General features: G+C 72.5%; 21 protein-coding genes. 10 read left to right on the forward strand and 11 right to left on the reverse strand.

The annotated features are described in order from the left end of the window. Positions 1-17 precede the first annotated feature (17 nt). The 3 genes from ABD369_RS14030 to ABD369_RS14040 all read right to left on the reverse strand — a co-directional run bounded on the left by ABD369_RS14030 (position 18) and on the right by ABD369_RS14040 (position 2,272). Positions 18-380 (reverse strand): nuclear transport factor 2 family protein, encoded by a 363-nt coding sequence (locus ABD369_RS14030; RefSeq protein WP_344636694.1) that lies wholly within the window; start codon positions 378-380, stop codon positions 18-20. Between the two features lie 313 nt (positions 381-693). After that, the gene (locus ABD369_RS14035) at positions 694-1,830 is read right to left on the reverse strand and encodes an acyltransferase domain-containing protein (protein ID WP_344636758.1); all 1,137 of its coding nucleotides are present in this window, start codon (positions 1,828-1,830) and stop codon (positions 694-696) included. After that, complete coding sequence (locus ABD369_RS14040) at positions 1,742-2,272, reverse strand: hotdog family protein (protein ID WP_344636695.1); 531 nt, start codon at positions 2,270-2,272, stop codon at positions 1,742-1,744. The genes ABD369_RS14035 and ABD369_RS14040 overlap by 89 nt, the downstream gene beginning before the upstream one ends. Between ABD369_RS14040 and ABD369_RS14045 the strand changes: the two genes are divergently transcribed. The 6 genes from ABD369_RS14045 to ABD369_RS14070 all read left to right on the forward strand — a co-directional run bounded on the left by ABD369_RS14045 (position 2,261) and on the right by ABD369_RS14070 (position 8,378). After that, complete coding sequence (locus tag ABD369_RS14045; protein ID WP_344636696.1) at positions 2,261-3,103, forward strand: condensation domain-containing protein; 843 nt, start codon at positions 2,261-2,263, stop codon at positions 3,101-3,103. The genes ABD369_RS14040 and ABD369_RS14045 overlap by 12 nt on opposite strands. A gap of 209 nt (positions 3,104-3,312) precedes the next feature. Continuing rightward, the gene (locus ABD369_RS14050; RefSeq protein ID WP_344636697.1) at positions 3,313-5,055 is read left to right on the forward strand and encodes an ABC transporter transmembrane domain-containing protein; all 1,743 of its coding nucleotides are present in this window, start codon (positions 3,313-3,315) and stop codon (positions 5,053-5,055) included. After that, positions 5,052-6,809 (forward strand): ABC transporter ATP-binding protein, encoded by a 1,758-nt coding sequence (locus ABD369_RS14055; RefSeq protein WP_344636698.1) that lies wholly within the window; start codon positions 5,052-5,054, stop codon positions 6,807-6,809. Before ABD369_RS14050 ends, ABD369_RS14055 begins: the two co-directional genes overlap by 4 nt. 56 nt (positions 6,810-6,865) lie before the next feature. Continuing rightward, the gene (locus ABD369_RS14060; protein ID WP_344636699.1) at positions 6,866-7,639 is read left to right on the forward strand and encodes a thioesterase II family protein; all 774 of its coding nucleotides are present in this window, start codon (positions 6,866-6,868) and stop codon (positions 7,637-7,639) included. Between the two features lie 29 nt (positions 7,640-7,668). Further along, positions 7,669-8,040 (forward strand): AMP-binding protein, encoded by a 372-nt coding sequence (locus ABD369_RS14065; RefSeq protein WP_344636700.1) that lies wholly within the window; start codon positions 7,669-7,671, stop codon positions 8,038-8,040. A gap of 122 nt (positions 8,041-8,162) precedes the next feature. Further along, entirely contained in the window at positions 8,163-8,378 is a 216-nt protein-coding gene (locus ABD369_RS14070) for a phosphopantetheine-binding protein (RefSeq protein WP_344636701.1), read from the forward strand. A gap of 32 nt (positions 8,379-8,410) precedes the next feature. Here ABD369_RS14070 and ABD369_RS14075 read toward each other — a convergent pair whose 3' ends face one another. From ABD369_RS14075 to ABD369_RS14085, 3 genes are all read right to left on the reverse strand, one after another. Then, positions 8,411-8,533: a hypothetical protein gene (locus ABD369_RS14075; protein WP_344636702.1), complete on the reverse strand. Its 123-nt coding sequence runs from the start codon at positions 8,531-8,533 to the stop codon at positions 8,411-8,413. A 254-nt stretch (positions 8,534-8,787) separates the two neighbouring features. Then, positions 8,788-9,567 (reverse strand): thioesterase II family protein, encoded by a 780-nt coding sequence (locus ABD369_RS14080; RefSeq protein WP_344636703.1) that lies wholly within the window; start codon positions 9,565-9,567, stop codon positions 8,788-8,790. A 182-nt stretch (positions 9,568-9,749) separates the two neighbouring features. After that, the gene (locus ABD369_RS14085) at positions 9,750-10,679 is read right to left on the reverse strand and encodes a ketopantoate reductase family protein (RefSeq protein ID WP_344636704.1); all 930 of its coding nucleotides are present in this window, start codon (positions 10,677-10,679) and stop codon (positions 9,750-9,752) included. Between the two features lie 315 nt (positions 10,680-10,994). Here ABD369_RS14085 and ABD369_RS14090 point away from each other — a divergent pair, with 315 nt between their 5' ends. Then, positions 10,995-11,888: a LysR family transcriptional regulator gene (locus tag ABD369_RS14090; RefSeq protein ID WP_344636705.1), complete on the forward strand. Its 894-nt coding sequence runs from the start codon at positions 10,995-10,997 to the stop codon at positions 11,886-11,888. Between the two features lie 116 nt (positions 11,889-12,004). Here the strand turns inward: ABD369_RS14090 and snpA are convergent, their stop codons facing one another. After that, on the reverse strand, positions 12,005-12,646 hold the full coding sequence (gene snpA / locus ABD369_RS14095) for a snapalysin (RefSeq protein ID WP_344636706.1): 642 nt from the start codon (positions 12,644-12,646) through the stop codon (positions 12,005-12,007). Positions 12,647-12,880: 234 nt separating this feature from the next. On the opposite strand from snpA, the gene ABD369_RS14100 reads away from it, so the two are divergent. Further along, positions 12,881-13,930, forward strand: a complete 1,050-nt coding sequence (locus tag ABD369_RS14100; protein WP_425557616.1) for a LysR family transcriptional regulator — start codon at positions 12,881-12,883, stop codon at positions 13,928-13,930. A gap of 4 nt (positions 13,931-13,934) precedes the next feature. Beyond that, complete coding sequence (locus ABD369_RS14105) at positions 13,935-14,108, forward strand: hypothetical protein (RefSeq protein ID WP_344636708.1); 174 nt, start codon at positions 13,935-13,937, stop codon at positions 14,106-14,108. 66 nt (positions 14,109-14,174) lie between these two features. Here the strand turns inward: ABD369_RS14105 and ABD369_RS14110 are convergent, their stop codons facing one another. The 3 genes from ABD369_RS14110 to ABD369_RS14120 all read right to left on the reverse strand — a co-directional run bounded on the left by ABD369_RS14110 (position 14,175) and on the right by ABD369_RS14120 (position 17,462). Further along, on the reverse strand, positions 14,175-14,711 hold the full coding sequence (locus ABD369_RS14110) for a GNAT family N-acetyltransferase (RefSeq protein ID WP_344636709.1): 537 nt from the start codon (positions 14,709-14,711) through the stop codon (positions 14,175-14,177). Positions 14,712-14,788: 77 nt separating this feature from the next. Then, positions 14,789-16,474 carry a sigma-70 family RNA polymerase sigma factor gene (locus ABD369_RS14115; RefSeq protein WP_344636710.1) on the reverse strand — a complete coding sequence of 562 codons (1,686 nt, stop codon included), beginning with the start codon at positions 16,472-16,474 and terminating at the stop codon, positions 14,789-14,791. 286 nt (positions 16,475-16,760) lie between these two features. Continuing rightward, positions 16,761-17,462, reverse strand: a complete 702-nt coding sequence (locus ABD369_RS14120) for a pyridoxine/pyridoxamine 5'-phosphate oxidase (protein ID WP_344636711.1) — start codon at positions 17,460-17,462, stop codon at positions 16,761-16,763. Between the two features lie 403 nt (positions 17,463-17,865). Here ABD369_RS14120 and ABD369_RS14125 point away from each other — a divergent pair, with 403 nt between their 5' ends. Further along, positions 17,866-19,188, forward strand: a complete 1,323-nt coding sequence (locus ABD369_RS14125; protein WP_344636712.1) for an outer membrane protein assembly factor BamB family protein — start codon at positions 17,866-17,868, stop codon at positions 19,186-19,188. 7 nt (positions 19,189-19,195) lie between these two features. Here the strand turns inward: ABD369_RS14125 and ABD369_RS14130 are convergent, their stop codons facing one another. Continuing rightward, the gene (locus tag ABD369_RS14130) at positions 19,196-19,657 is read right to left on the reverse strand and encodes a (2Fe-2S)-binding protein (protein ID WP_344636713.1); all 462 of its coding nucleotides are present in this window, start codon (positions 19,655-19,657) and stop codon (positions 19,196-19,198) included. Between the last annotated feature and the right edge of the window lie 2 nt (positions 19,658-19,659).

Consider the following 19,659-nt stretch of genomic DNA (forward strand, 5'->3'; position numbering starts at 1 on the left):
TCTCGGGGGCCGCAGGGTCAGATCGCGGGCCGGTAGAAGAAGGTCTTGCGATGCGTGATCTTGCCGTCCACGAGTACGTAGGTGTCGGCGAACTGCTCGTCCAGCGGGTCGCCGTTGATGGATTCACCCCGGAACCGGCCCCAGCAAGCGGCGGCTTCGTAGCCCGCCGTCACGTGGTCCACCGCGTGGCGGCCGGACGCGATGATCCGCTCGTGGGTGTAGAAGTGGCTGATCCGGGCGAGGCCCTTGAGCGGCTCGTAGCCGGGCCGTTCGTAGACGGCATCCTTGGCGAAGACCCCGCTCAGGCCCTCCCAGCAGCGGTTGTCCACGACGTGGAACAGTTGGCGGATCAGGCCCTCGGCCGAGAGCGTGCCAGACATGGTGGCGGTCCTGCTTCTTTCGTCGTCAGGGATCACGAGATCAACTCCGGGGGTCGGGTCGGCCCGAAGGAGGCCGGCCAGGAACTTGGGGTCGGGCAGCAGACCGGGCAGTGGCGAAGCCGGCCACCTGGTCACCCGCGTTGAGCAGTACCTGGGTGACCGGGTCCGGGCCCTGCTGACTGCCGCCGGTGACCGGTACCTGGTCCGTCGTGACCGACGCGCCGGTCGCGCAGGCTGGCTGGGCCGGTGCCTCGCGCACCGACGGCGCACCCCCGGTCGGTGCAGAGCCACCCCGGGGTGGAGCGGGTGTGGCTCATCCGATCTCCGCCGACCGAGCCTGCCGGCCCGGGAAGTCCACCTTCAGGTCGAGCAGTCCGAGGGCTTCGAGCACCTCGATGAGGCCCGCCCGGTCGTCCTGGCCACGGCGCATGGTGGTCAGGACGGTCGCGGCGGTGCCGGACTCCTCGACGCTCTGCCGCAGTGCCGGGGCGAGCACCGGGTGGGCGCTGACCTCGACCAGTACGTCATGGCCCGTCAGCAGCTCGGCGGTCGAGTCGGCCAGCAGGACGGGCTGCCGCAGGTTCTGGGCGAAGTAGCCCGCGGTGGCCTGCCGCCAGTCGAGCGCTTGCCCAGTGACCGAGGAGATCATCGGGATCCGGCCGGGCCTGGGGGTGAGCTCACCGATGGCCCGTTCGAGGTCCGCCAGGATCGGATCGATCGCCGGGCTGTGGGCCGGCAGGTCGACCCGGACCATCGCACAGAGCACGTCCGCGGCCTGGAGGTTGGCGACGATGGCCTCCAACTCGGACCGGTCACCGGCCAGCACGGTGGTCCGCGGCCCGTTCCGCGCGGCGACGGACACGCTCCCCTCGAGTCCGCGCAGGTGCTCCGAGAGGTCGGCGGCCGAGAGCTCCACCACGGCCATACCGCTGTTCGGGCTGGCCACGCGACGTTGCTGATCGCTGTAGTGGTGGACGAGCCGGACCGCGTCCGGCAGGTCGAGGATGCCCGCGATGACGCTGGCGGCGATCTCGCCGATGCTGTGGCCCGTGACGGCACCCGGTCGGACGCCCGCCTCCTCCAGCCAGCGGGCGATGCCCACTTGGATGGCGAAGATGATGGGCTGCATGACGCCGACGTCGTCCGTCCTGGCTTCGGGTTCGTCGAGGAAGAGCTCGCGGACGAGGGACCAGCCGGTGTGCCGGGCCAGCTCGCTGTCGCACTCCTCGAGGACCGAGCGGAAGGCGGGTTCGGTGCGGAACAGATAGCCCGGATGCGGCTGGACGAAGCTCAGGCCCCGTGCGGGCAGCGGGCCGTGCAGGAGCAGCGAGTCGTAGCCGACCGGGAGGAAGAAGTCCCGGTCACCGAGGGCGAGTCGGCGGTCGTCGGCGGTCTCCAGGACGGCGAATCCGCTGAAGCCGGTGGCCTGGTCGAGCAGGGCCGGGTGCAGGGGGTGGTCCTGGCACTCGGCCCGGTACTGCTCGGGCAGGTCGAGTCACCTTGTGCTCGGTCTGCCGCAGGGCGATGTCCACGCTCTCCAGCGAGCAGAGCTCACGCAGAGCTGCCAGATCCTGCTGCGGCGCGGGTGCGGTGTGCGGCCTGACGCCGACCGTGCCCTGGACGTGCACCGTCCAGTGGTCGCTCGCCGGGTCGTGACTGGCGACGGTGAACTCGGCCTGCAGGTCGTCGAGTTCGCGGATGGTGGTGTGCGCGGTACGTGGGGTGCCTTCCTGCACCAGCAGCGGGACGAGGAAGGTGACGTCGCGGAGCTCGGTGACCGGCCGGCCGAAGTGCAGCGAGGCGGCGGCGCGGGCCATCTCCAGGTAGGTGGTTCCGGGGACGATCGCCTCTCCGAGCAGCTTGTGCTCGGAGAGCACCCAGTGCAGCTCCACGGCCGGCTCCTGGAGGGCGGGACGCTCGGGCCGGTGGTGCAGCCGCTGGAGATGGCGCAGGCGCAGCAGGAGGAGCCGGGCACGCGGAGCATCCGGCACTGGACCGAGGCCTGGGGCCAACTCGTCCCGGCGGACCGGGATCCGGGTGACGCCAGCGAGCGCCGCCGGGCCTCGCTCTACAGCCTGGAGGGGCTGGCCGCCGCGCAGGAGCTCTCCGACCGGCTGAAGATCTCGGTCCAGTCGGTGGTGCTCGGCGTCGGCGCGCTCGCGCTGTCCCGGCTCAAGCGGACCGAGCAGGTGACCTTCGCGCTGATGGCCGCCAACCGGCTCGACGCCCGGTGGGTGCCGCTGGTCAGCTCGCTCAACCAGTTCGCCCCGGTCACCATCACGGTCGACGAGGAGGCCGCCCCGCTGGAGTACCTGCGGGCCTGCTACGTCCAGTGCATGACGGCGTACGTGAACGGCTGCTACGACGTCGACGCGCTGAAGGAGAGCCTCCGGCAGGCCGGCCGGCCGGAGTCGGACCCGACCGCCTTCGGCAAGCACTACAACTTCCTCGGTGACGTGGATGCCGAGCCCGCCGCGGGGTCGGCCCTGCGCACCGGGATCGAGTGGCGTCCGTCCACCCAGCGGTCCGGGCCGAACTTCCACCTGGCAGTGGCCACCGGGAAGGGGATCCTCATCGGAGTGGGCGCGAGCCGCGACTATCTCGAAGGGAATCTCCCGGCCGTTCTCGCGGCCTCGATCGAGGCTGGTCTGATAAATATCTCCAAGGGCTCCGAGAGCTCCCTGGTCGATGTTTCGCTGGACAATCCATGGCGGGTTGTCTGAGGGGCAGCAGATGCGGGGGGAAATTGCTTCCCCCCGCACGTCGGCTGCTCACAACTGGGTCGAGCCAGTTCTAGAAGCCTGCGCAAATGCCGCGAAGCTGCTTCTTCATGATTAACACCTCCTTGTCCGTGGTGACTATAGCCACAGGCAGCCGGGAGGCGGAAGAAAAATCTGGATAAGGCCTAGGAAAGACGATTAGGGTTTCGCTCATGATGGATTCGTACGCCGACCCGGGAACTCCGGATCACCGGAGCGCCGCGCGTTACCTGTGGTGGCTGACCATGAGCCAGCGCCGGCGGGTGGCGGGCGGCGCGGTGATCGGCACCCTCTGGATGGTCTGCCTCATGCTGCCGCCGTACCTCATGCAGCGAGCGATCGACGACGGGCTCCAGCCGGGGAGGACCGGAGTCCTGGTCGGCTGGGTGGCCGCGCTGGTCGGCGCCGCGCTGCTCAACGCGTGGCTGGGCATCATGCGCCACCGCATCATGACGCGCGTCCGGATGGACGCCACCTTCCGGACGATCAAGGTCGTGGTCGCGCACTCCACCCGACTGGGCGCCGAACTGCCCCGGAAGCTCTCGGTCGGCGAGGTGGTCAGCATCGGGACGGGCGACGTCGCGCAGATCAGCCAGACGCTGACGATCACCGGACCGGGCGTCGGCGCAGTCGTCGCCTACCTGGTGGCGGCCGCGCTGCTGCTGTCCGTCTCCGTCCCGCTCGCCGTGGTGGTCCTGCTCGGGGTGCCGCTGCTCGCGGTAGTGGTCGGGCCGCTGCTGGAGCGCCTCCAGGGCGCGGAGTCCAAGTACCGCGAGCAGCAGGGTGCGCTGACGGCCCGGATCGGGGACATCGTCGGCGGCATGCGCGTGCTCAACGGCATCGGCGGCAAGGAGTTGCTGGCCGGCCGCTACCTGCGCGGCTCGCAGGCCCTGCAGGCCGAGGGCTACCGGGTCGGTGCCGTGACCAGCTGGATCCAGGCGCTCTCGGTCGGCCTGCCCGCCCTCTTCCTAGCCCTGGTGACCTGGCTGGCCGCCCGGATGGCCGCCGAGGGCACCATCACGATCGGCACGCTGGTCGCCGTCTACGGCTACGTGGCCGTCCTGGTGGTGCCGGTCTCCAACTTCATCGAGGGCGGGTACGACCTCACCAGGGGCCTGGTGGCCGCCGGGCGGGTGGTCCGGATGCTCGGCCTGAAGCCCGCAGTCGAGGACGCCGCGACGGTCCGGCCGGCTCCTGACGCGCCGTCAAGCCTGCACGACGCCGAGACCGGTGTGGAGCTGGCCCCGGGCCGGCTGACCGCGATCGTCAGCGCCCGCCCGGCCGAGTCCGCGGCCGTGGTCGACCGGCTCGGCAGGTACCGCGGATCCGCCGCGACCTGGGGCGGGGTTCCGCTCGCGGACGTCGCCCTGGCCGAGGTCCGCAGCCGGATCGTGGTGGCGGACAACGACGCCGACCTCTTCTCCGGCCCGCTGAGCGCCGTAGTCGGCGGCCGGTCCGAGCACACCGGCCCGGCCATCGCCCAGGCCGTCCGGGACGCCGCCGCGGAGGACATCGTGCAGGCCCTGCCCGACGGTCTGGACACCCCCGTCCAGGCGCAGGGCAGCAACCTCTCCGGCGGGCAGCGCCAGCGGCTGCGGCTCGTCCGCGCCCTGCTGGCGGACCCGGAGGTGCTCCTGCTGGTCGAGCCCACCTCCGCCGTGGACGCCCACACCGAGGCGGCCATGGCCGCCGGGCTGCGCCGGGCGCGGGCCGGGCGCACCACCGCCCTCACCTCGACCTCCCCCGTCCTGCTGGAGCAGGCCGACACCGTCTGCTACCTCGTCGACGGCCGGCTGGTGGCGGCGGGCCCGCACCGGGTGCTGCTCGCCTCGGAGCCCGGCTACCGCGAGCTGGTGGCACGCGGTGACCACGAACCCGCCACCGAGTCCACGCCCGCCGAGGAGGCCGTCCGATGACCGCTCAGACCGAGGCCGCCCCGGGGCGGCTCCCGATCGCCGAGCCGGCCGAGGCCCGCCGGGCCGCCGTGCGCCTGGTGCGCCAGGACGGCCGCGCGGTCACCGCGATGCTGATCCTCAACGGACTGGCCGCGGCCGCCGGGCTGGGCGGCCCCTGGCTGCTCGGCCGGATCATCGACGACGTCAGGGGCGGAGCCGGGGCCGGACACGTCGACCGGCTCGCCCTGGGCATCCTCTGCTTCGCGCTCGCACAGCTGTTCCTCGGCCGCTTCGCCCGCTACGCCGCCCACCGCTTCGGCGAGCGGACCTTGGCGCGGATCCGCGAGCGGTTCGTCGACCGCTCCCTCGCCCTGCCCGCCTCGGTGGTCGAGCGCGCGGGCACCGGTGACCTGATGACGCGCGGCACCGCCGACGTCGCCACCGTCGGCACCACCCTGCGCGACGCCGGGCCCGAGGTCTCCGTCGCGCTCGTCCAGGTCCTCCTCATCCTGGCCGCCATGCTCGCGGTCAACCCGTTCCTCGGCATCTGCGGGGTGCTCTGCCTGTCCGGGATCTGGTTCGCCACCCGCTGGTACCTGCGCCGTGCCCACGCGGGCTACCTCGCCGAGGGCGCCGCCAACTCCGCGCTCGCCGAGATCCTCACCTCCACCGCGGCCGGCGCCCGCACCGTCGAGGCGCTGAGCCTCCAGGAGCGCCGGATCGCCGCCGCCGCCGAGGCGGTCGAGCGCTGCCGGGTCACCCGCACCCACACCCTCAACCTGCGCACCGTGCTCTTCCCGGTAGTCGAGTTCTCGTACATCGCCCCGGTCGCGGGCATCCTGCTGCTCGGCGGCGCCCTGCGCGGCAGCGGCGCGGTCACCACCGGCGCGGTGGTCGCCTGTGCCCTCTACTTCTGGAAGCTCGCCGAGCCGCTGGACAAGGTGCTGCTCTGGCTCGACCAACTCCAGCGCAGCAACGCCTCCTTCGCCCGGGTCGAGGGCATCGGCCAGGTAGACGCCCCGGTCGTGACCGGCGGCGGTGAGCCGGTGGACGATCGGATCGACGTGGTCGGCGTCCGGTACGCCTACCAGGGCGAGCGGGACGTCCTGCACGGGGTCGACCTCACCGTCCACCCGGGCGAGCGGCTGGCGGTGGTCGGCCCCTCCGGTGCCGGGAAGTCCACCCTGGGTCGGCTGCTGGCCGGAGCGGAGGTGCCGCGCACCGGCCGGGTGACGGTGGGTCAGGTTCCGGTCACCGAGCTGGACCCGGCGCAGCTGCGCAGGCACGTCGTCCTGGTCTCGCAGGAGCACCACGTCTTCCTCGGCACCGTCCGGGACAACCTCCTGATCGCCGCGCCCACTGCCACCGACCAGGAGCTGCACGCGGTGCTGGCCGCCGTCGACGTCGACTGGATGGACGAGCTGCCGGACGGGCTGGACACCGAGCTCGGCGCCGGCGGGCACCGCCTGGACGCCCAGCAGGCCCAGCAACTCGCCCTGGCCCGCGTGGTCCTGGCCGATCCGCACACGCTGATCCTGGACGAGGCGACCTCCCTGCTCGACCCGACCACGGCCCGGCACACCGAGCGCTCCCTGGAGGCCGTGCTCAAGGGCCGCACCGTGATAGCCATCGCCCACCGCCTGCACACCGCCCACGACGCGGACCGGGTGGCGGTCATGGACGGCGGCCGGGTGGCCGAACTGGGCAGCCACAGCGAGCTGTTGGCGGCCGGCGGCGGGTACGCGGCGCTGTGGAAGTCCTGGCACGGCGCCTGAGCGCGCATCCCACCCCTCTTGACCCCTCTCGTCCCGACCAGTAGGAGCGGAACCCCATGCGCTCGGCACCACCGCAGACGGCCCAGAGCTGGGTCCGGCCGATTCCCGGCCGGACCGAGCCCGGCGGCCTCCGGCTCTTCTGCTTCCCGTACGCCGGGGCCGGTGCCTCGGTCTTCCGGGGGTGGGGCGCCGGACTCCCGGAGGGGGTGGAGGCGTTCGCCGTGCAGCTGCCGGGCCGGGAGGACCGCTTCTTCGATCGGCCGATCGCGGACCTGGACGAGCTGCTGGACGCCCTCGTCCCGGCCCTGCTCCCGTACCTGGACCGGCCGTTCGCCTTCTTCGGGCACAGCATGGGCGCCATCGTCAGCTGGGAGCTCGCCCGCCGGCTCCAGCGTGAGCAGGGGCTGGAGCCGGTCCGGGTCATGGTGTCCGGCTGCCGGGCACTGCCGTCCCACGAGTCCCGGAAGCTGAGTGAGCTCGACCTCTCCGACGAGGAGTTGATCAATGAGCTGCGCCGTCTCAACGGCACGCCCGAGGAGCTGCTGCAGAACCCGGACTTCGTCACCTTCATCCTGCCGACCTTCCGGGCCGACCTCTCACTCTTCGCCGGTTACGTCTACCGCCCGGGCGAGTTGCTCAGCTGCCCGGTCTCGGCCTTCGGCGGCGACGCGGACCCCAGGGTCAGCGTGGAGCACCTCGACGGCTGGGCGGAGCTGACCACCGGCCGGACCGAGGTGGAGATCTTCCCCGGCGGTCACCTCTTCCTCAACGCCGAGCGGGAGAGCGTGCTCCGGAGCATCTCCCGGGCACTTCCGGCCGTCGGCCACTGACCAGTACTTTCCGAACTCAGGGGGCTCGCGTGGAGACAGTGTGGCGCGTCGTCCAGGCTCAGGTGGAGCGGACGCCCGGGGCCGTGGCCGCCCGGGCCGCGCGGACCTACACCTACCGTGACGTCTCCGCGTTGGCCGGAGACCTCGGCGATCGGATCGCGGCGAAGGTCCGGCCGGGCTCCCTGGTGGCGCTCGACGCGTCCAGCCGGTTCAGCGGGGCCGTCGGCATCCTCGCCGCGATCGCCGCCGGCTGCGCCGTCCTGCCGCTCGACCGGCAGAGCCCGGCGGCCAGGCGCGCCCGGGTCCTCGACGACGCCCGCCCCGCCCTGCTGCTGCGCGAGCTGGCCGAGGCCGAGTTCGCACTGGAGGAGAGCGGCCTCCCGTCGCCGCCGGGGCAATAGTCGACGCGCTTCCCCTGACGGCCAACGGCAAGCTCGACCGGGCGGCGCTGCCGGCGCCCCGGCGTCGGCCGACCGGGGGGCCGACGGCTCCGCGCGACGCGACCGAGGCACTGCTCTGCTCCTTGTTCGCCGACGTGCTCACCGCACCCGGCATGGGGATCCACGACGACTTCTTCCGGCTGGGCGGCAACTCGTTCGACGCGATCCGCCTGGTGGCCCGGATCCGTGAGGCACTGGGTGTCGCCGTGACCGTCCGGAGTCTGTTCAGCGCCCCGACGGTGGCCGCCTTCGCCGAACTGCTGGCCCACGGAGCCGACGGAGACCCGTTCTGGGGATAGCGGGGAGCCCCCGGGGCCGGATTCGGGCGGTCTCAGTCCGAGAGCCCTGTCCATCCACATAGGCGTGCTGTCAACGAGCAGCGCCTTGCCTTGTGGTCGGCCAGCGAGCCGGGCTGCCCGTCCAGGGTGCGCAGCGGGATGTCGTACAGGCTCACGGGTGTTCTCTTCGGTAGGTGTTCGCCGGAGCGGACAACCGCCCGTCCGGCCCCGGTGTTCCCGCTCGGAGGCCGGCGGCGGACGGTCCGGGCGCCGCGCTCCCCGCGAGGGACGGCGAGCGGACCCGCCCGCTCCGCCGAGGCCGCGGGAAACGGCATCCAGGATGCCGCACGGGCGCCGGAGCAAGGCGCCCGGGCGGCTGCCGCGGACCGTGACGCGGGTCGCGACCGGCCGGGGGGCGGCGCGGGGAGGCTCAGGCGGTGTCGGCCAGGTCCGCCTTGACGGCGGCGAGCAGGGGGCCGGCCGACTCCTCGCTGAGATAGAAGTGGCCGCCGGGGAAGGTGCGGACGGAAGTGGTCGAGCGGGTCACGGCGGACCACAGCCGGAGATCGTCGATCGAGTAGATGTCGTCCTCCCCGCCGAGCACGCTGACCGGGCAGTCCAGCAGCGGGCCGTCGGGCCGGCGGAAGGAGTCGCAGATCGCGTAGTCGGCGCGCAGCACCGGCAGGATGACGCCCAGCAGGTCGGGGTCGGTGAGCACGGCTTCGGGCGTGCCGCCCATCTGCCTGAGGTCGGCCACGAGCTCCTGGTCGGACCAGTCGGACCGGCCCGGCTTCGCGGGCGCGGTACCCGGCCCGCCGCAGCCGCTCACCAGCAGCCGCGCGGGCGTACGGTCGCCGTGCCGCCGGGCGGCCGCCGCCAGTCCGTACGCGAGCAGGCCGCCCATACTGTGCCCGAACAGCGCGTACGGGCGGTCGAGGTACGGCCGTAGACCGCCGTACAGCTGCTCCACCGCCTGCCGGTAGTCCGTCAGGTGGGGCTCGGCGAACCGCGATTCACGCCCCGGCAGCTGGATCGGCAGGATCTCGATGTCCTCGGGAAGGAGGGTGGGCCAGTCCCGGAAGAAGGACGGGCCGCTGCCCGCCGGGTGGAAGCACAGCAGACGGAGCCGGGCCGCCGGGCGCGCGGTGTGGCTGCGGGCCCAGGCGCCGGTGTGTGCGGAGGTGGTTGCGGTGGCGGGATAAGTCGACATCGGTGGTGTGTTCCGGTCTCGTGCGGAAGTGGAGTGCCCGGGCGGGTGGCCCGGGACTCGGAGACTACGGGATCACCGGGCCCGTGCCATGACCTCGGCCGGACCGGCGGGACGCATGTCGGTCCAGTCGGCCCCGATGCGGTCGAGACGGGACCGCCGGGTGACGGGCCGTCAACAGGCCCTCAACGGGCCGTCAGTTCGGCCATCAACCGGGCGGGGACCGGCACGGGGCCGCCGTGCCGGTCGGCCGCTCGCAGCAAAGCCCCGCCGATTGCGTCGAGTTCCAGCGGGCGGCCCGCCTCGGCGTCGCGCTGCATCGACGACTTGCTGCCGGCCGGGAACGCGTCGTAGAGCGCCAGGGCCTTCGTGGGGTCTGCCGGCGCACCGCACGCCTCGCTCACCGCGGCGGCCTCAGCGACCAGGGCAGCCAGCTCCTCGCGGTGCCCGGTCCGCACGTCGCCGACGGTCAGCCCGTACCTGGTGGTGAGCAGGGCGAAGGGTGCGAGGAAGGCGAGCTTGGCCCAGAGCGCGGCGGTCTCGTCCTCGACCACTCGGGTGCGTACACCCGCGCCATCCAGTACCGCGGCCAGCGGGCGGAGGAGTTCGGGCGCCCCGGCCAGGTCGATCTCCGTGAACGGGCTGCCGTGCTCGATGACACCGGGTGCGGTGCGGGTCGATTCGACCCGGATCACACCCGGGGCCACCCGACGCGCGCCGTAGCGCTCGCGCAGTGCGTCCGGATGCTCGATGCCGTTGAGCAGCGGCACCACCAGGCCGTCGCCCAGCACCCCGGCCGGAATCCGCTCCAGCGCCGCGTCAAGGACGGTGTGCTTGACGGCGATCAGGCACAGGTCCACCGGTTCGCGCAGCTCGGTCTCCGCCTCGACGTGGGCGGTGAAGTCGCCGAACTGCCTGCTGCGGACCCGGAATCCGTCCTGCCGAAGGGCCTGAGCGGTCGTCTCCCCGGCCACGCAGACCACCCGGTGACCGGCCCGGGAGAGCAGGGCGGCCAGCAGGCCGCCGACACCTCCCGGGCCGAGTACCGCGACGGTCCACGGGCGCGGAGAGAGGCCGTCGGAGCGGGAGGTTGAACTGGAGAGCGGAGCAGCCACTGTGCCGAAGTCCTTCCAGGCTGGGTCGACTCGGGAGCGTGTAGCGGGTGTCGGGCGGGGGAGTCCCACCGGGCGCCCGCCTCGTCGAGTACCGCGCCGGCCCTGGGCGGTGGCCATCGGACGTACGGACGACGGGCGGGGCTCCCGCGGAGCCCGGCGGGTCGACACCCGTCCGACTCCCCGTCGCGGTCCGGACCGACGAGGGAGAGCGGGACGGGTTGCCGCCCTGGGCCCTGCGGCGATCATCCGGGACATCCTGAATCCGAGTCAATCCTAGGGTTTCCTACGTCTGATCCAAGGTCTAACTTGGGGTGAGTGACCCTTGATGACCTGCGTGTCTATGTGGCGGTGTGCCAGAGCGGAAGCCTGAGTGCCGTCGCCCGGGAGCTTTCCTGTACCCAGTCCGCGGTGAGCCAGCACGTGAAACGGCTGGAGCGGGAGACCGGTACCCGCCTGCTGGAGCGTCAGCCGCGCGGTGTCGTCCCCACCCCGGCGGGCCGCCTCCTGCAGGCGGCGGCCGCGGAGGGCCTCGCCGGCCTCGACCTCGCGCTGCGCCGCATCGACGAACTGGCGCGCGGCGAGGTCGGATCGGTGCGGGTGGCGACGGGCGCGACCACCGTGCGGCACTTCATGTCGGAGGCCGTCGTCGCCTTCCGCAGGCGCTATCCCGAGGCGAGCCTGGAGTTCCAGACGGAGACCTCGAGCCGCAGGTGCTTCACCGCCCTCGCGGCCAACGACATCGACCTCGCCTGGATCACCATCGGTGCTCCGGTCCGGGGCATCGAACAGCACCCGGTGGTCGAACTGCCCTGGGTGCTGGCCGTACCGGCCGGTGATCCGCTCGCCGGCCGGTCCCGGGTCGAGGCCGCGGACCTCGCCGACATCCGGCACATCAGGTTGCCGGAGAACTCCTCCGCCAGGGCCCATCTGGACACGGCCTTCGCGGAGCTGGGCATCCGGATCAGCCCCGAACCGAGCGTCGCCGACTGGGACACCGCGGTCCTGCTGACCGAGCTCGGCCTCGGACACGCCATCGTCCCGGCGCTGCCCAACCAGAAGCTCCAGGACGCTGGAACCGGCCCGCTGCGGTTCATCCCCATCCCCGACCTGCCGCGCCTGGCGGTGGGCTGGGCGGTACGCCGCTGGGAGGCCCTCACCCCGCTCGCCCGGAGCTTCGCCGACACCGTCAGCAGTACCCACCGGCGGTGAGTGGGACCTTCGGCAGCGCGAACACGCCCGCGAGAAGGACGAGTTGACGAGTCGCGGACGGCAGGCCGAACGGCCCGACCCCGCGCGGGGTCGGGCTGCTCGGACAGATCGTGGCGTCAGCGGGTCGCCGCCGCCAGGCCGTTGGCCCAGAGCGAGTCCACCCGGCGCTTCTCGGTGGCGTTCGGGTACGGGTTGGTGCAGGAGGGGCCGGGACCGCCGCCGGACATCAGCTCACTGCACGGGCCCGAGTAGTGGTCCGGCAGGCCGAGCACGTGCCCGGTCTCGTGCGCGACGATCCGGGTGGGGTTGAACTGCCGGGCCTGGCTGTAGTCGAGGAAGACGTAGCCCTGGCCGTGGCCGTCGGTGTCGGCGTACGAGCCGCGCGAGTCGTTGCCCTCGTAGTAGCTGAAGTCGGCGTTGCTGCCCGCCCGGAGCTGGATGTTGCGCTCCGAGCTGTTCCAGATCTGCGCGCTGGAGGCTATCTGGCTCGCGAAGGACGGTGCGTTGCTGGGGTCGTAGGTGACGACGACCGCCTTGAGGAACGGCTGTGCCGCCTGCTTGGCCAGCGCGGACTTCATCACCGCCTGGTAGAAGGCCTTGTTGGCGGCGGCCTCCGCGGCCGAGCCGGTGTACGAGGAGGCGGTGTATCCCTGGCGTGCCGTGGTGTCGGCACTCGCCGCGGAGGCGGGGGCGGCGGCGAGGCCGCCCGCCAGCGCGAGTCCGAGCGCAGCGGACAGGGCAAACTTGGAGAGTTTCATGTGGGGGACTCCATTCGCGAGTTCCACGATCGCTGTGGGGCAACGCCGTGGTCATCGGGTGAACCGGTGCTGCACAGAGCTTGGTTCAGCCCGTCGAACTCGCGGATGATGTCAATGGGCGATAGCTCGGACCAATACTCCGGCTTGGGAACCCCATGGTGAACCGTTTCACTATCTGGCATGTCCCTGGCGTATAATCTGACCAGTAGTTATGCTCTCGTCGTGGAACTGGACGTGAGGCATCTGAGAGTGGTTTGCGCGATCGCGGACACCGGCAGTGTGCGAAAGGCCGCGCTGCAGCTCGGCATGACCCAGCCGTCCCTCACCACCCAGCTGCACCGGATCGAACGGACCATCGGCGGCGCCCTGTTCACCCGTGAGCAGACCGGCAGCCAGCCCACCGCACTCGGCCACTCGGTGCTCTCCCGCGCCAGGCCCATCCTCACCGAGATGGCCGCCCTGGTCTCCTCCGCCCGGCAGGAAGCCGCCGGCGGCGAGCGGAAACGGCTGCGGATCGGCAGCGTGGGCAGCCGCGCCGTCCCGGGATGGCTGCGCCGGGTCCGCGAGCGCTGCGCCGACGTCGACCCCGCCATCCACATCGACATCTCGGCCATCGCCCTGCTGCGCATGGTCGCCGACGACGAGCTCGACCTCGCCTTCGTGCACGAGAGCGAGGGCTTCCCGCTCCGCCTCCCGCCGGGCGCCGAACATCGCGTACTGGTGGCCCGGGAACCGCGGTTCGTCGCGCTCTCCGACCGGCACCCGGCCGCCGCCCGGCCCGTGGTGCACCTCGCCGACCTCGCCCAGGACACCTGGATGGTGGACCCGGCGGCCGACCACGAGTACGCGGCCCTGCGCCGGATCTTCCGCGAGGCCGGCCTGGACCCGCGCGTGGTGCAGGTCAGGGACCACGCCACCGCCGCCGAACTGGTCGCCTCCGGCGAGGCCGTACGCCCCTGTCAGCCCACCTCGGCCGCTGCTCCGGGCACCGCCGTCCGCCCGTTGCACGGCGACCCGCTCGCCGTCCGGCTGCTGCTCATCTGGCGGCCCGGCGCGCTGGCCACCGGCGCACCCGACGCCCTGCACGCAGACCTGCGCGCCGCCTACATCGACCTGGCCCGGGTCAATCCCGCCTATCTCTCCTGGCTGCTCCAGCACAACCGCAGCCTGCTGCACCTGCTCGGACCACCGCTGGAACTCAGTGCCGTACCAACGCGATCCGGAACACAGCGAAGTGACGAAAGGCCGGAACGGAATGGCGATCGACCGCATTCGGCGGATTAGGTTCGTGGGCGGAGTGGTCGTCGGAATTCTCGGACTGCTGCTGAACTTTTCGGCCACCCTCCAGCGGCTCCCGCTGAGCGAGCACCTGCCCGTGAGGTGCGCGGCCCAACTGGCCGGCATTCTCCTGATCGGCCAGGGCGCCTACCTGGTGGTCAAGTCGCGTCCCTCCTCCCGGTGACACCGGCCGCCGGCCCGGCGGCGGGAGGAGGGCAGGGTCACCAGGAGGAGGAGCTTTTGCCGGCCGTCAGCGGCGCAGCTCCCAGATCACATCGACACCGGCCCGCGCGGGAGCGCACGGTCCTCCCGGCGACGGCCTGCGCGAGATCTCGGTGAAGCCCAGCCGCCGGGCCACCGCGATGCTGGCGGTGTTGGCACTGTCGGTGTGGATCTCCAGCCGCTCGACCTCCGGCAGCGCGAACGCCTCCCGGACCAGTGCGGCGGCGGCCATCGTGACCAGTCCCCGGCCCGTCCAGCCCTGGTGGATCCAGTAGCCGATCTCCAGCGCCCCGGGGCCGATCCGCCGCATCAGTGAGCAACTGCCGACCAGCTCACCATCCGTGGTGATCGCGAAGTTGTACGCCTCGCCGTCCAGCCACCACTGCTCGCTGCGGGCGGTGTAGTCGGCCACCGCGGCGAAGTCGTGCTCGGCGGCCCAGGGCATCCACGGGAGCAGGTGCGGCAGGGCGTCGATGACCAGGCGGTCCATGGCCGCGGCGTCGTCGGCGCGCCAGCGGCGCAGCTCGACCCGGTCGTTTCTGATGATCTCGGCGGGGTGTTCCATGGCCGTGATCCTCGGCCTTCCCCGGTCCCGCGACAACTCCTTTTGCCTTGGGACCGGGGGGAGTTCGAGTGCCGGTCTTAGCTCGGGGCGCCGAAGTCCTGGGTCCACCAGGGGCCGCCGCTGCCCTGGTGGACGCCGACACCGAGCTCGGTGAACGCGCAGTTGAGGATGTTCGCCCGGTGGCCCGGGCTGTGCATCCAGGTGTCCATCACGTCGGCCGGCGTGCTCTGCCCGCGGGCTATGTTCTCGCCCCAGGTGCTCCAGCGGTAGCCGGCCGCCTCGATCCTGGGCTGCGGACCCTCACCGTCGGGGTTGGTGTGGTCGAAGAAGTTGCGGGCCGACATGTCGTCGGAGTGCCCCTGCGCGGCGGTCTGCAGCTTGGAGTTGCTCTTGACCGGCGTGCAGCCGGCCTTCGCACGCTCGGCGTTGACCAGGTCGATGACCTGCTGCTGTATCGAGGAGGTGGTCGGCGCCACACGGACGGTCGGGCTGCTGGCCGGGCTCGACGGGGCCCGGGTCGCCGTCGGGGTCGGCGACGGTGTCGCGGAGGCGCTGGGCGAGGGGGTGGCCGAGGCGGACGGGGAGGGCGCCGCGGAGGACGGAGCACTCGAGGGGGACGGTGCGGCCGGTGACGAGGGTACGGCGGCCGGCGTCGCGTCGGTGCCCAGCGAGAGCGCCGAGACGCTCTCCGGCGGGGCGGCGACCGGGTCGGCCGTCACCGTGCTCGACGGCCCCTGTGCGGCGGCGACCACACCGGCGGCGGCGGCGGTGACCGCCGCCGTACCCAGCGCGGTCACCAGCAGCTTGTGGGAGGACGCCGCCTTCGGCAGCCCCCGGCGTCCCCGTCCGGCGGCGTGCCGGTGCGCCTTGCGGGCACCGGACGCGGCGTGCGATGGGCCGGAGCCATGGGCGGAGCCGGCCGCGGCCGGGTGCGCGGAGCCGGCCGCGTGCGCGTGCGCCGAGAGGGCGTTCGCGAGCGCACCGGACATCAGGTGCCCGTGCGGGACCGGGACCAGGGCGAGGCCGGCTAGCAGCCCCTCGGCGGGGAACAGCCCGTCCCGCTGCCGCGCGCAGAAGCCGCAGTCCCGTACGTGTCGGGCGATCCGCTTGCGCCACAAGGTTCCCGGCGTCCCGTCCCAGCCCGCCGTGATCTCGGAGAGCTGCCCGCAGACCGGTACGGCGGACAGCGCCCGGACCACCACCCGGGCGTTCTCCAGCTGGTTCTTCATCCGCTGCACCCGGACGGCCGCGTGCTGCGGCGCCAGCTCCAGCGAGGCGGCCAGCTCGGTCCGGGTGAGCTGGCCGGCGGCCTCCTGCCACCACAGCGACAGCAGCTCGCGGTCGTCCTCGTCCAGCCAGCGGGTGGCCTCCGCGACCTCGCGGCGCTGGCCCGAGAGGCCGAGCCGGACGATGGTCAGCTCCACGAAGTCCGCGCTGGGATCGGCCGGTTCACAGCCACCCGGCTCGTACCCGCCCGGAACGGCCGGCTGCGCCTGGGCGCTCTGGTGGCGGCGGCGGATCTGGTTCATCGCGATGGCCACCAGCCAGGACCGGAAGCTGGCCGGCTCGCGCAGCGAGGGCAGGCCGTGCACGGCGTGCAGCATGGTCTCCTGGACCACGTCATCGGTGTCCGGGTGCCCGGAGAGCGCCCGGCCGACGATGTTGTACACCAGCGGGAGGTGGCTGCCGATCAGCTCGTCCGTGGCGCGCCGGTCACCGGCCTGCGCCTGCACCACCGTTGCCGTGCCGCAGTCCCTGTCCATCCTGTGGTCCACCTTCTCCGTCGGCCTGTCCGTACTGCCCTGTCGCACTGGGAGATCCGGTGGCCGGCGTCCGATAACGGAAATCCGGGACGGACTTCAGGTGATCGTGGTCACAGTGCAGTCCCGGTGAGCGTGGTCGATCACGCTCTGGCGGCACGGTATCCACGGGAGCCGGTGCGAGGGGTCCCGGTGCGCCAAGTCATCACCAGGGCCTCACACTTGTGTGCACGGTGGCGGGCCGTCGCGGCGCCGCGACGGCCCGCCACCGGCACCGTTCGCGGGCTCCTCAGGGCCAGAGCAGCGTACGCGACCAGGCGCCGGCGACGGCTCCCACCTCGTTGCGGGTGTAGTGGACCCGGACGTGGCGGCGGGCGGAGTCGCCCTGCCAGAACTCGACCTCCGAGGCTCGCAGGACGTAGACCGTGTGGCCCGGGGCGACCGCCTTCGGGTCGGCCTCGAGCAGCAGCTCGGCCTCCTGGGCGGCGCTGTCGTAGGCCTCGAAGGACCTGAGCGGCTCGCTCTGGTGCCCGACCAGGCAGGCCAGTCGGGACCACGGAGAGCGGCCCAGGAAGTCGAGTGCCGAATCCTCCGGTGACGCAGCCTCCACCATGCCGCGGACGCGGACCTGACGGCCCAGGAGCGGCCAGTACACCGTGAGCGCGGCCCGGGGGCGGGCGGCCAGCTGGCGCCCCTTCGGACTGTCCGCATCGGCCGCGAACACCCAGCCCGCGCCCGTCACGTCGACGTCCCGCAGTGCCAGTACCCGGGCGTCCGGGCACCCGTCGGTGTCCACCGTGGAGAGTGTGACCACCTGCGGATCCGGCACCCCGGCCTCGAACGCCCCGGTCAGCCACTCGCCGAAGAGCTCGGCCGGGTTGGTGGGCAGCCCGTCGACCGCGAAGCCGGGAAGCTCGCGGGCCATCGGCGGATGCTCCAGCAGCAGCTGCGCCAGTGCGCTGCGATCCTTGGCCTTCGCCTGCTCCGTCACCGTGACTCCCGTCCAGAAATCGTGCCGGCCCCGCGCCGACCGGCGCCAGGCTGCTCGGTCACACCCGGTCATGCCCCGTCAGGCCCGATCGCGCCGGGCCGACCGGAAGGTCAATCCCAGGTATGTACCAGGTCAAGGCTCACCCTACCCGTCGCCGGCCGTGTGCAGGGCCGCAGCCTGGAAGTCGTGCGGCGCGGGCGTGAGGGCGGGGCGCCGGGGGTGGTCGGAGCCGTGCCGCCGGCGGGTCGATTGTGTGCGGATCGAATGTCTTCCGGGGCCCGTCCGCATCCCCGGCTGCCGGCGGACAGCCGGGCCCTCGCCCTTGTGGCCGACCGGTCGTTCGTGTCCCGCGGGCGTCGGCTATCCTCCGTGCGAGGTGTTCACGGGGGGAGCGTGCGGGGGTATGGGGAAGAAACTGCCGGAAGAGCCCGGGGAACCGGTCGGCGAGATCATGCTGGACCTGGAGCCGGGCATGGAGCCGAGCTTGGAGGTCCTGGCGGGTTCCCCGGTCCGGGAAGACGAACCGGAGCCCTATCGCGGCGGTCTGGCGAGACGTCAGTTACTTCTCGGAGCGGGTGCACTGGCTCTGGTCGGCGGAGTCTGGTGGCTGAACGACGGTGCCCCGGCCGCCCCGGTGAAGTCCGCCGACCCCACCGCCCCGGCCGTCCCTCCCGGGCCCCGTCCGCTCTGGGTGCACCGCGGTGTCGCCGCGTCGAAGGTCGACCGGATCCCCGGCTCCGCCGTGCTGCCCCTCTTCGTGGCCGATGACGAACTGCTGGTGCTGGACCCGGCCACCGGGGCGGAGCGCCGCCGGATCGACCTGTCCGAGGGCGAACCCACCCCGACGCCCGGAGAGCCGTCGCCGCCGCCCGGCCTGAACCCGCCGATGGTGGTGGGCGAGCGGATCTTCGATGCCCGCAGTGGCCGGATCAGGAGCTTCCACCTCACCGACCCGGCCGCCGACTGGCAGCTGCCCTGCCCACCGGAGCTCGGCGACCCCGGGACGGTGCGGCTGCAGGACTGCGTCGACGGAGTGCTGTACGGGATGGCCTGGCAGCGGCGGCGGGTCGACGGAACGGCCCTGTTCGGGCTGTCCTCGGACACCGGCCGGACGCTCTGGAGTCACCGGCTTCCCCAGGGGACCTGGTACGAGCGGTTCTTCCCGATCGCCGGAGGCCGGCTGCTGGCCTACGGCGGGCAGGGTGAACTGTCGCTGCTGAAGTCCGGGGACACCTCGCGGTCGTGGTCGGTCCAGACCGGTGCGGACGCCTACCTGGCGGGGCTCGGGCCCGAACACGTCTACACGTCCAGCCAGTTGGGCGGAGTCCAGGCGATCCGGCTCGCGGACGGTGGCGCGGCCTGGACGATCACACCCGAGCAGGGCGACTCCTGGCGCTACCTCGGAGCGGCCCCCGCCGACGGCGACATCCTGCTGCTGCGCGACGACGGCCGGATCGACCGCCACGACCCGGCCGACGGCAAGCGGAAGTGGTCCGCGAGGGTGCCGTTCCGCCTCGACCCGCGCAGCGACCCGCTCCTGGTGGGCGACACCCTCTACGTCCCCGGTCCGGCCGACGGTGGCGTCTGCGCGCTGGACGTCCGCACCGGGCAACTGCGCTGGCAGTTCCGTGACTCCGGCCCGGGCGTGCAGGTCTGGCACCTGGGCGCCGACGGCAGCCGCCTCTTCGCCGGCCACGATGCCCAGCTGTTCGGACTGCCGCTCTGAGGTGGCGTCAGCTCCGCGAGGCGGCGGCCGCCTGCTTGATCGCCTCCCGGATGCGGAAGTAGGTGCCGCAGCGGCAGACGTTCTCGATCCGGTCGATGTCGGCGTCGGTCGGCTCGGGGTTGCGGCGCAGCAGGGCGACGGCGGTCATGATCTGCCCGGGCTGGCAGAAGCCGCACTGGGCCACGTCGTTGTCCAGCCAGGCCTGCTGCACGGGGTGCAGCCGGTCGCCGTCCGCGAGGCCCTCGATGGTGGTCACCTGCCGCCCCGCGCAGTCCTGGACCGGGACCATGCAGGGCTGGATCTCCGCGCCGTCCAGATGGCTGGTGCAGGCGCGGCAGACACCCACCCCACAGCCGTACTTGGGGCCGGTGACGCCCAGCTTGTCGCGCAGCACCCAGAGCAGCGGCATGTCGGCCGGTGCGTCGACGGTGACGGACTGGCCGTTGAGAACGAACTGGTAGCTCGGCATGG

This window comes from Kitasatospora cystarginea (assembly GCF_039533515.1).
GTDB lineage: Bacteria > Actinomycetota > Actinomycetes > Streptomycetales > Streptomycetaceae > Kitasatospora > Kitasatospora cystarginea.

Bases quoted from the DNA above. Each gene is read 5' to 3' on its own strand.
- ABD369_RS14030 (WP_344636694.1), bottom strand. From the start codon at position 380: ATGTCTGGCACGCTCTCGGCCGAGGGCCTGATCCGCCAACTGTTCCAC.
- ABD369_RS14050 (WP_344636697.1), top strand. From the start codon at position 3,313: ATGATGGATTCGTACGCCGACCCGGGAACTCCGGATCACCGGAGCGCC.
- ABD369_RS14055 (WP_344636698.1), top strand. From the start codon at position 5,052: ATGACCGCTCAGACCGAGGCCGCCCCGGGGCGGCTCCCGATCGCCGAG.
- ABD369_RS14060 (WP_344636699.1), top strand. From the start codon at position 6,866: ATGCGCTCGGCACCACCGCAGACGGCCCAGAGCTGGGTCCGGCCGATT.
- ABD369_RS14080 (WP_344636703.1), bottom strand. From the start codon at position 9,567: ATGTCGACTTATCCCGCCACCGCAACCACCTCCGCACACACCGGCGCC.
- snpA (WP_344636706.1), bottom strand. From the start codon at position 12,646: ATGAAACTCTCCAAGTTTGCCCTGTCCGCTGCGCTCGGACTCGCGCTG.
- ABD369_RS14110 (WP_344636709.1), bottom strand. From the start codon at position 14,711: ATGGAACACCCCGCCGAGATCATCAGAAACGACCGGGTCGAGCTGCGC.
- ABD369_RS14115 (WP_344636710.1), bottom strand. From the start codon at position 16,474: ATGGACAGGGACTGCGGCACGGCAACGGTGGTGCAGGCGCAGGCCGGT.
- ABD369_RS14125 (WP_344636712.1), top strand. From the start codon at position 17,866: ATGGGGAAGAAACTGCCGGAAGAGCCCGGGGAACCGGTCGGCGAGATC.
- ABD369_RS14130 (WP_344636713.1), bottom strand. From the start codon at position 19,657: ATGCCGAGCTACCAGTTCGTTCTCAACGGCCAGTCCGTCACCGTCGAC.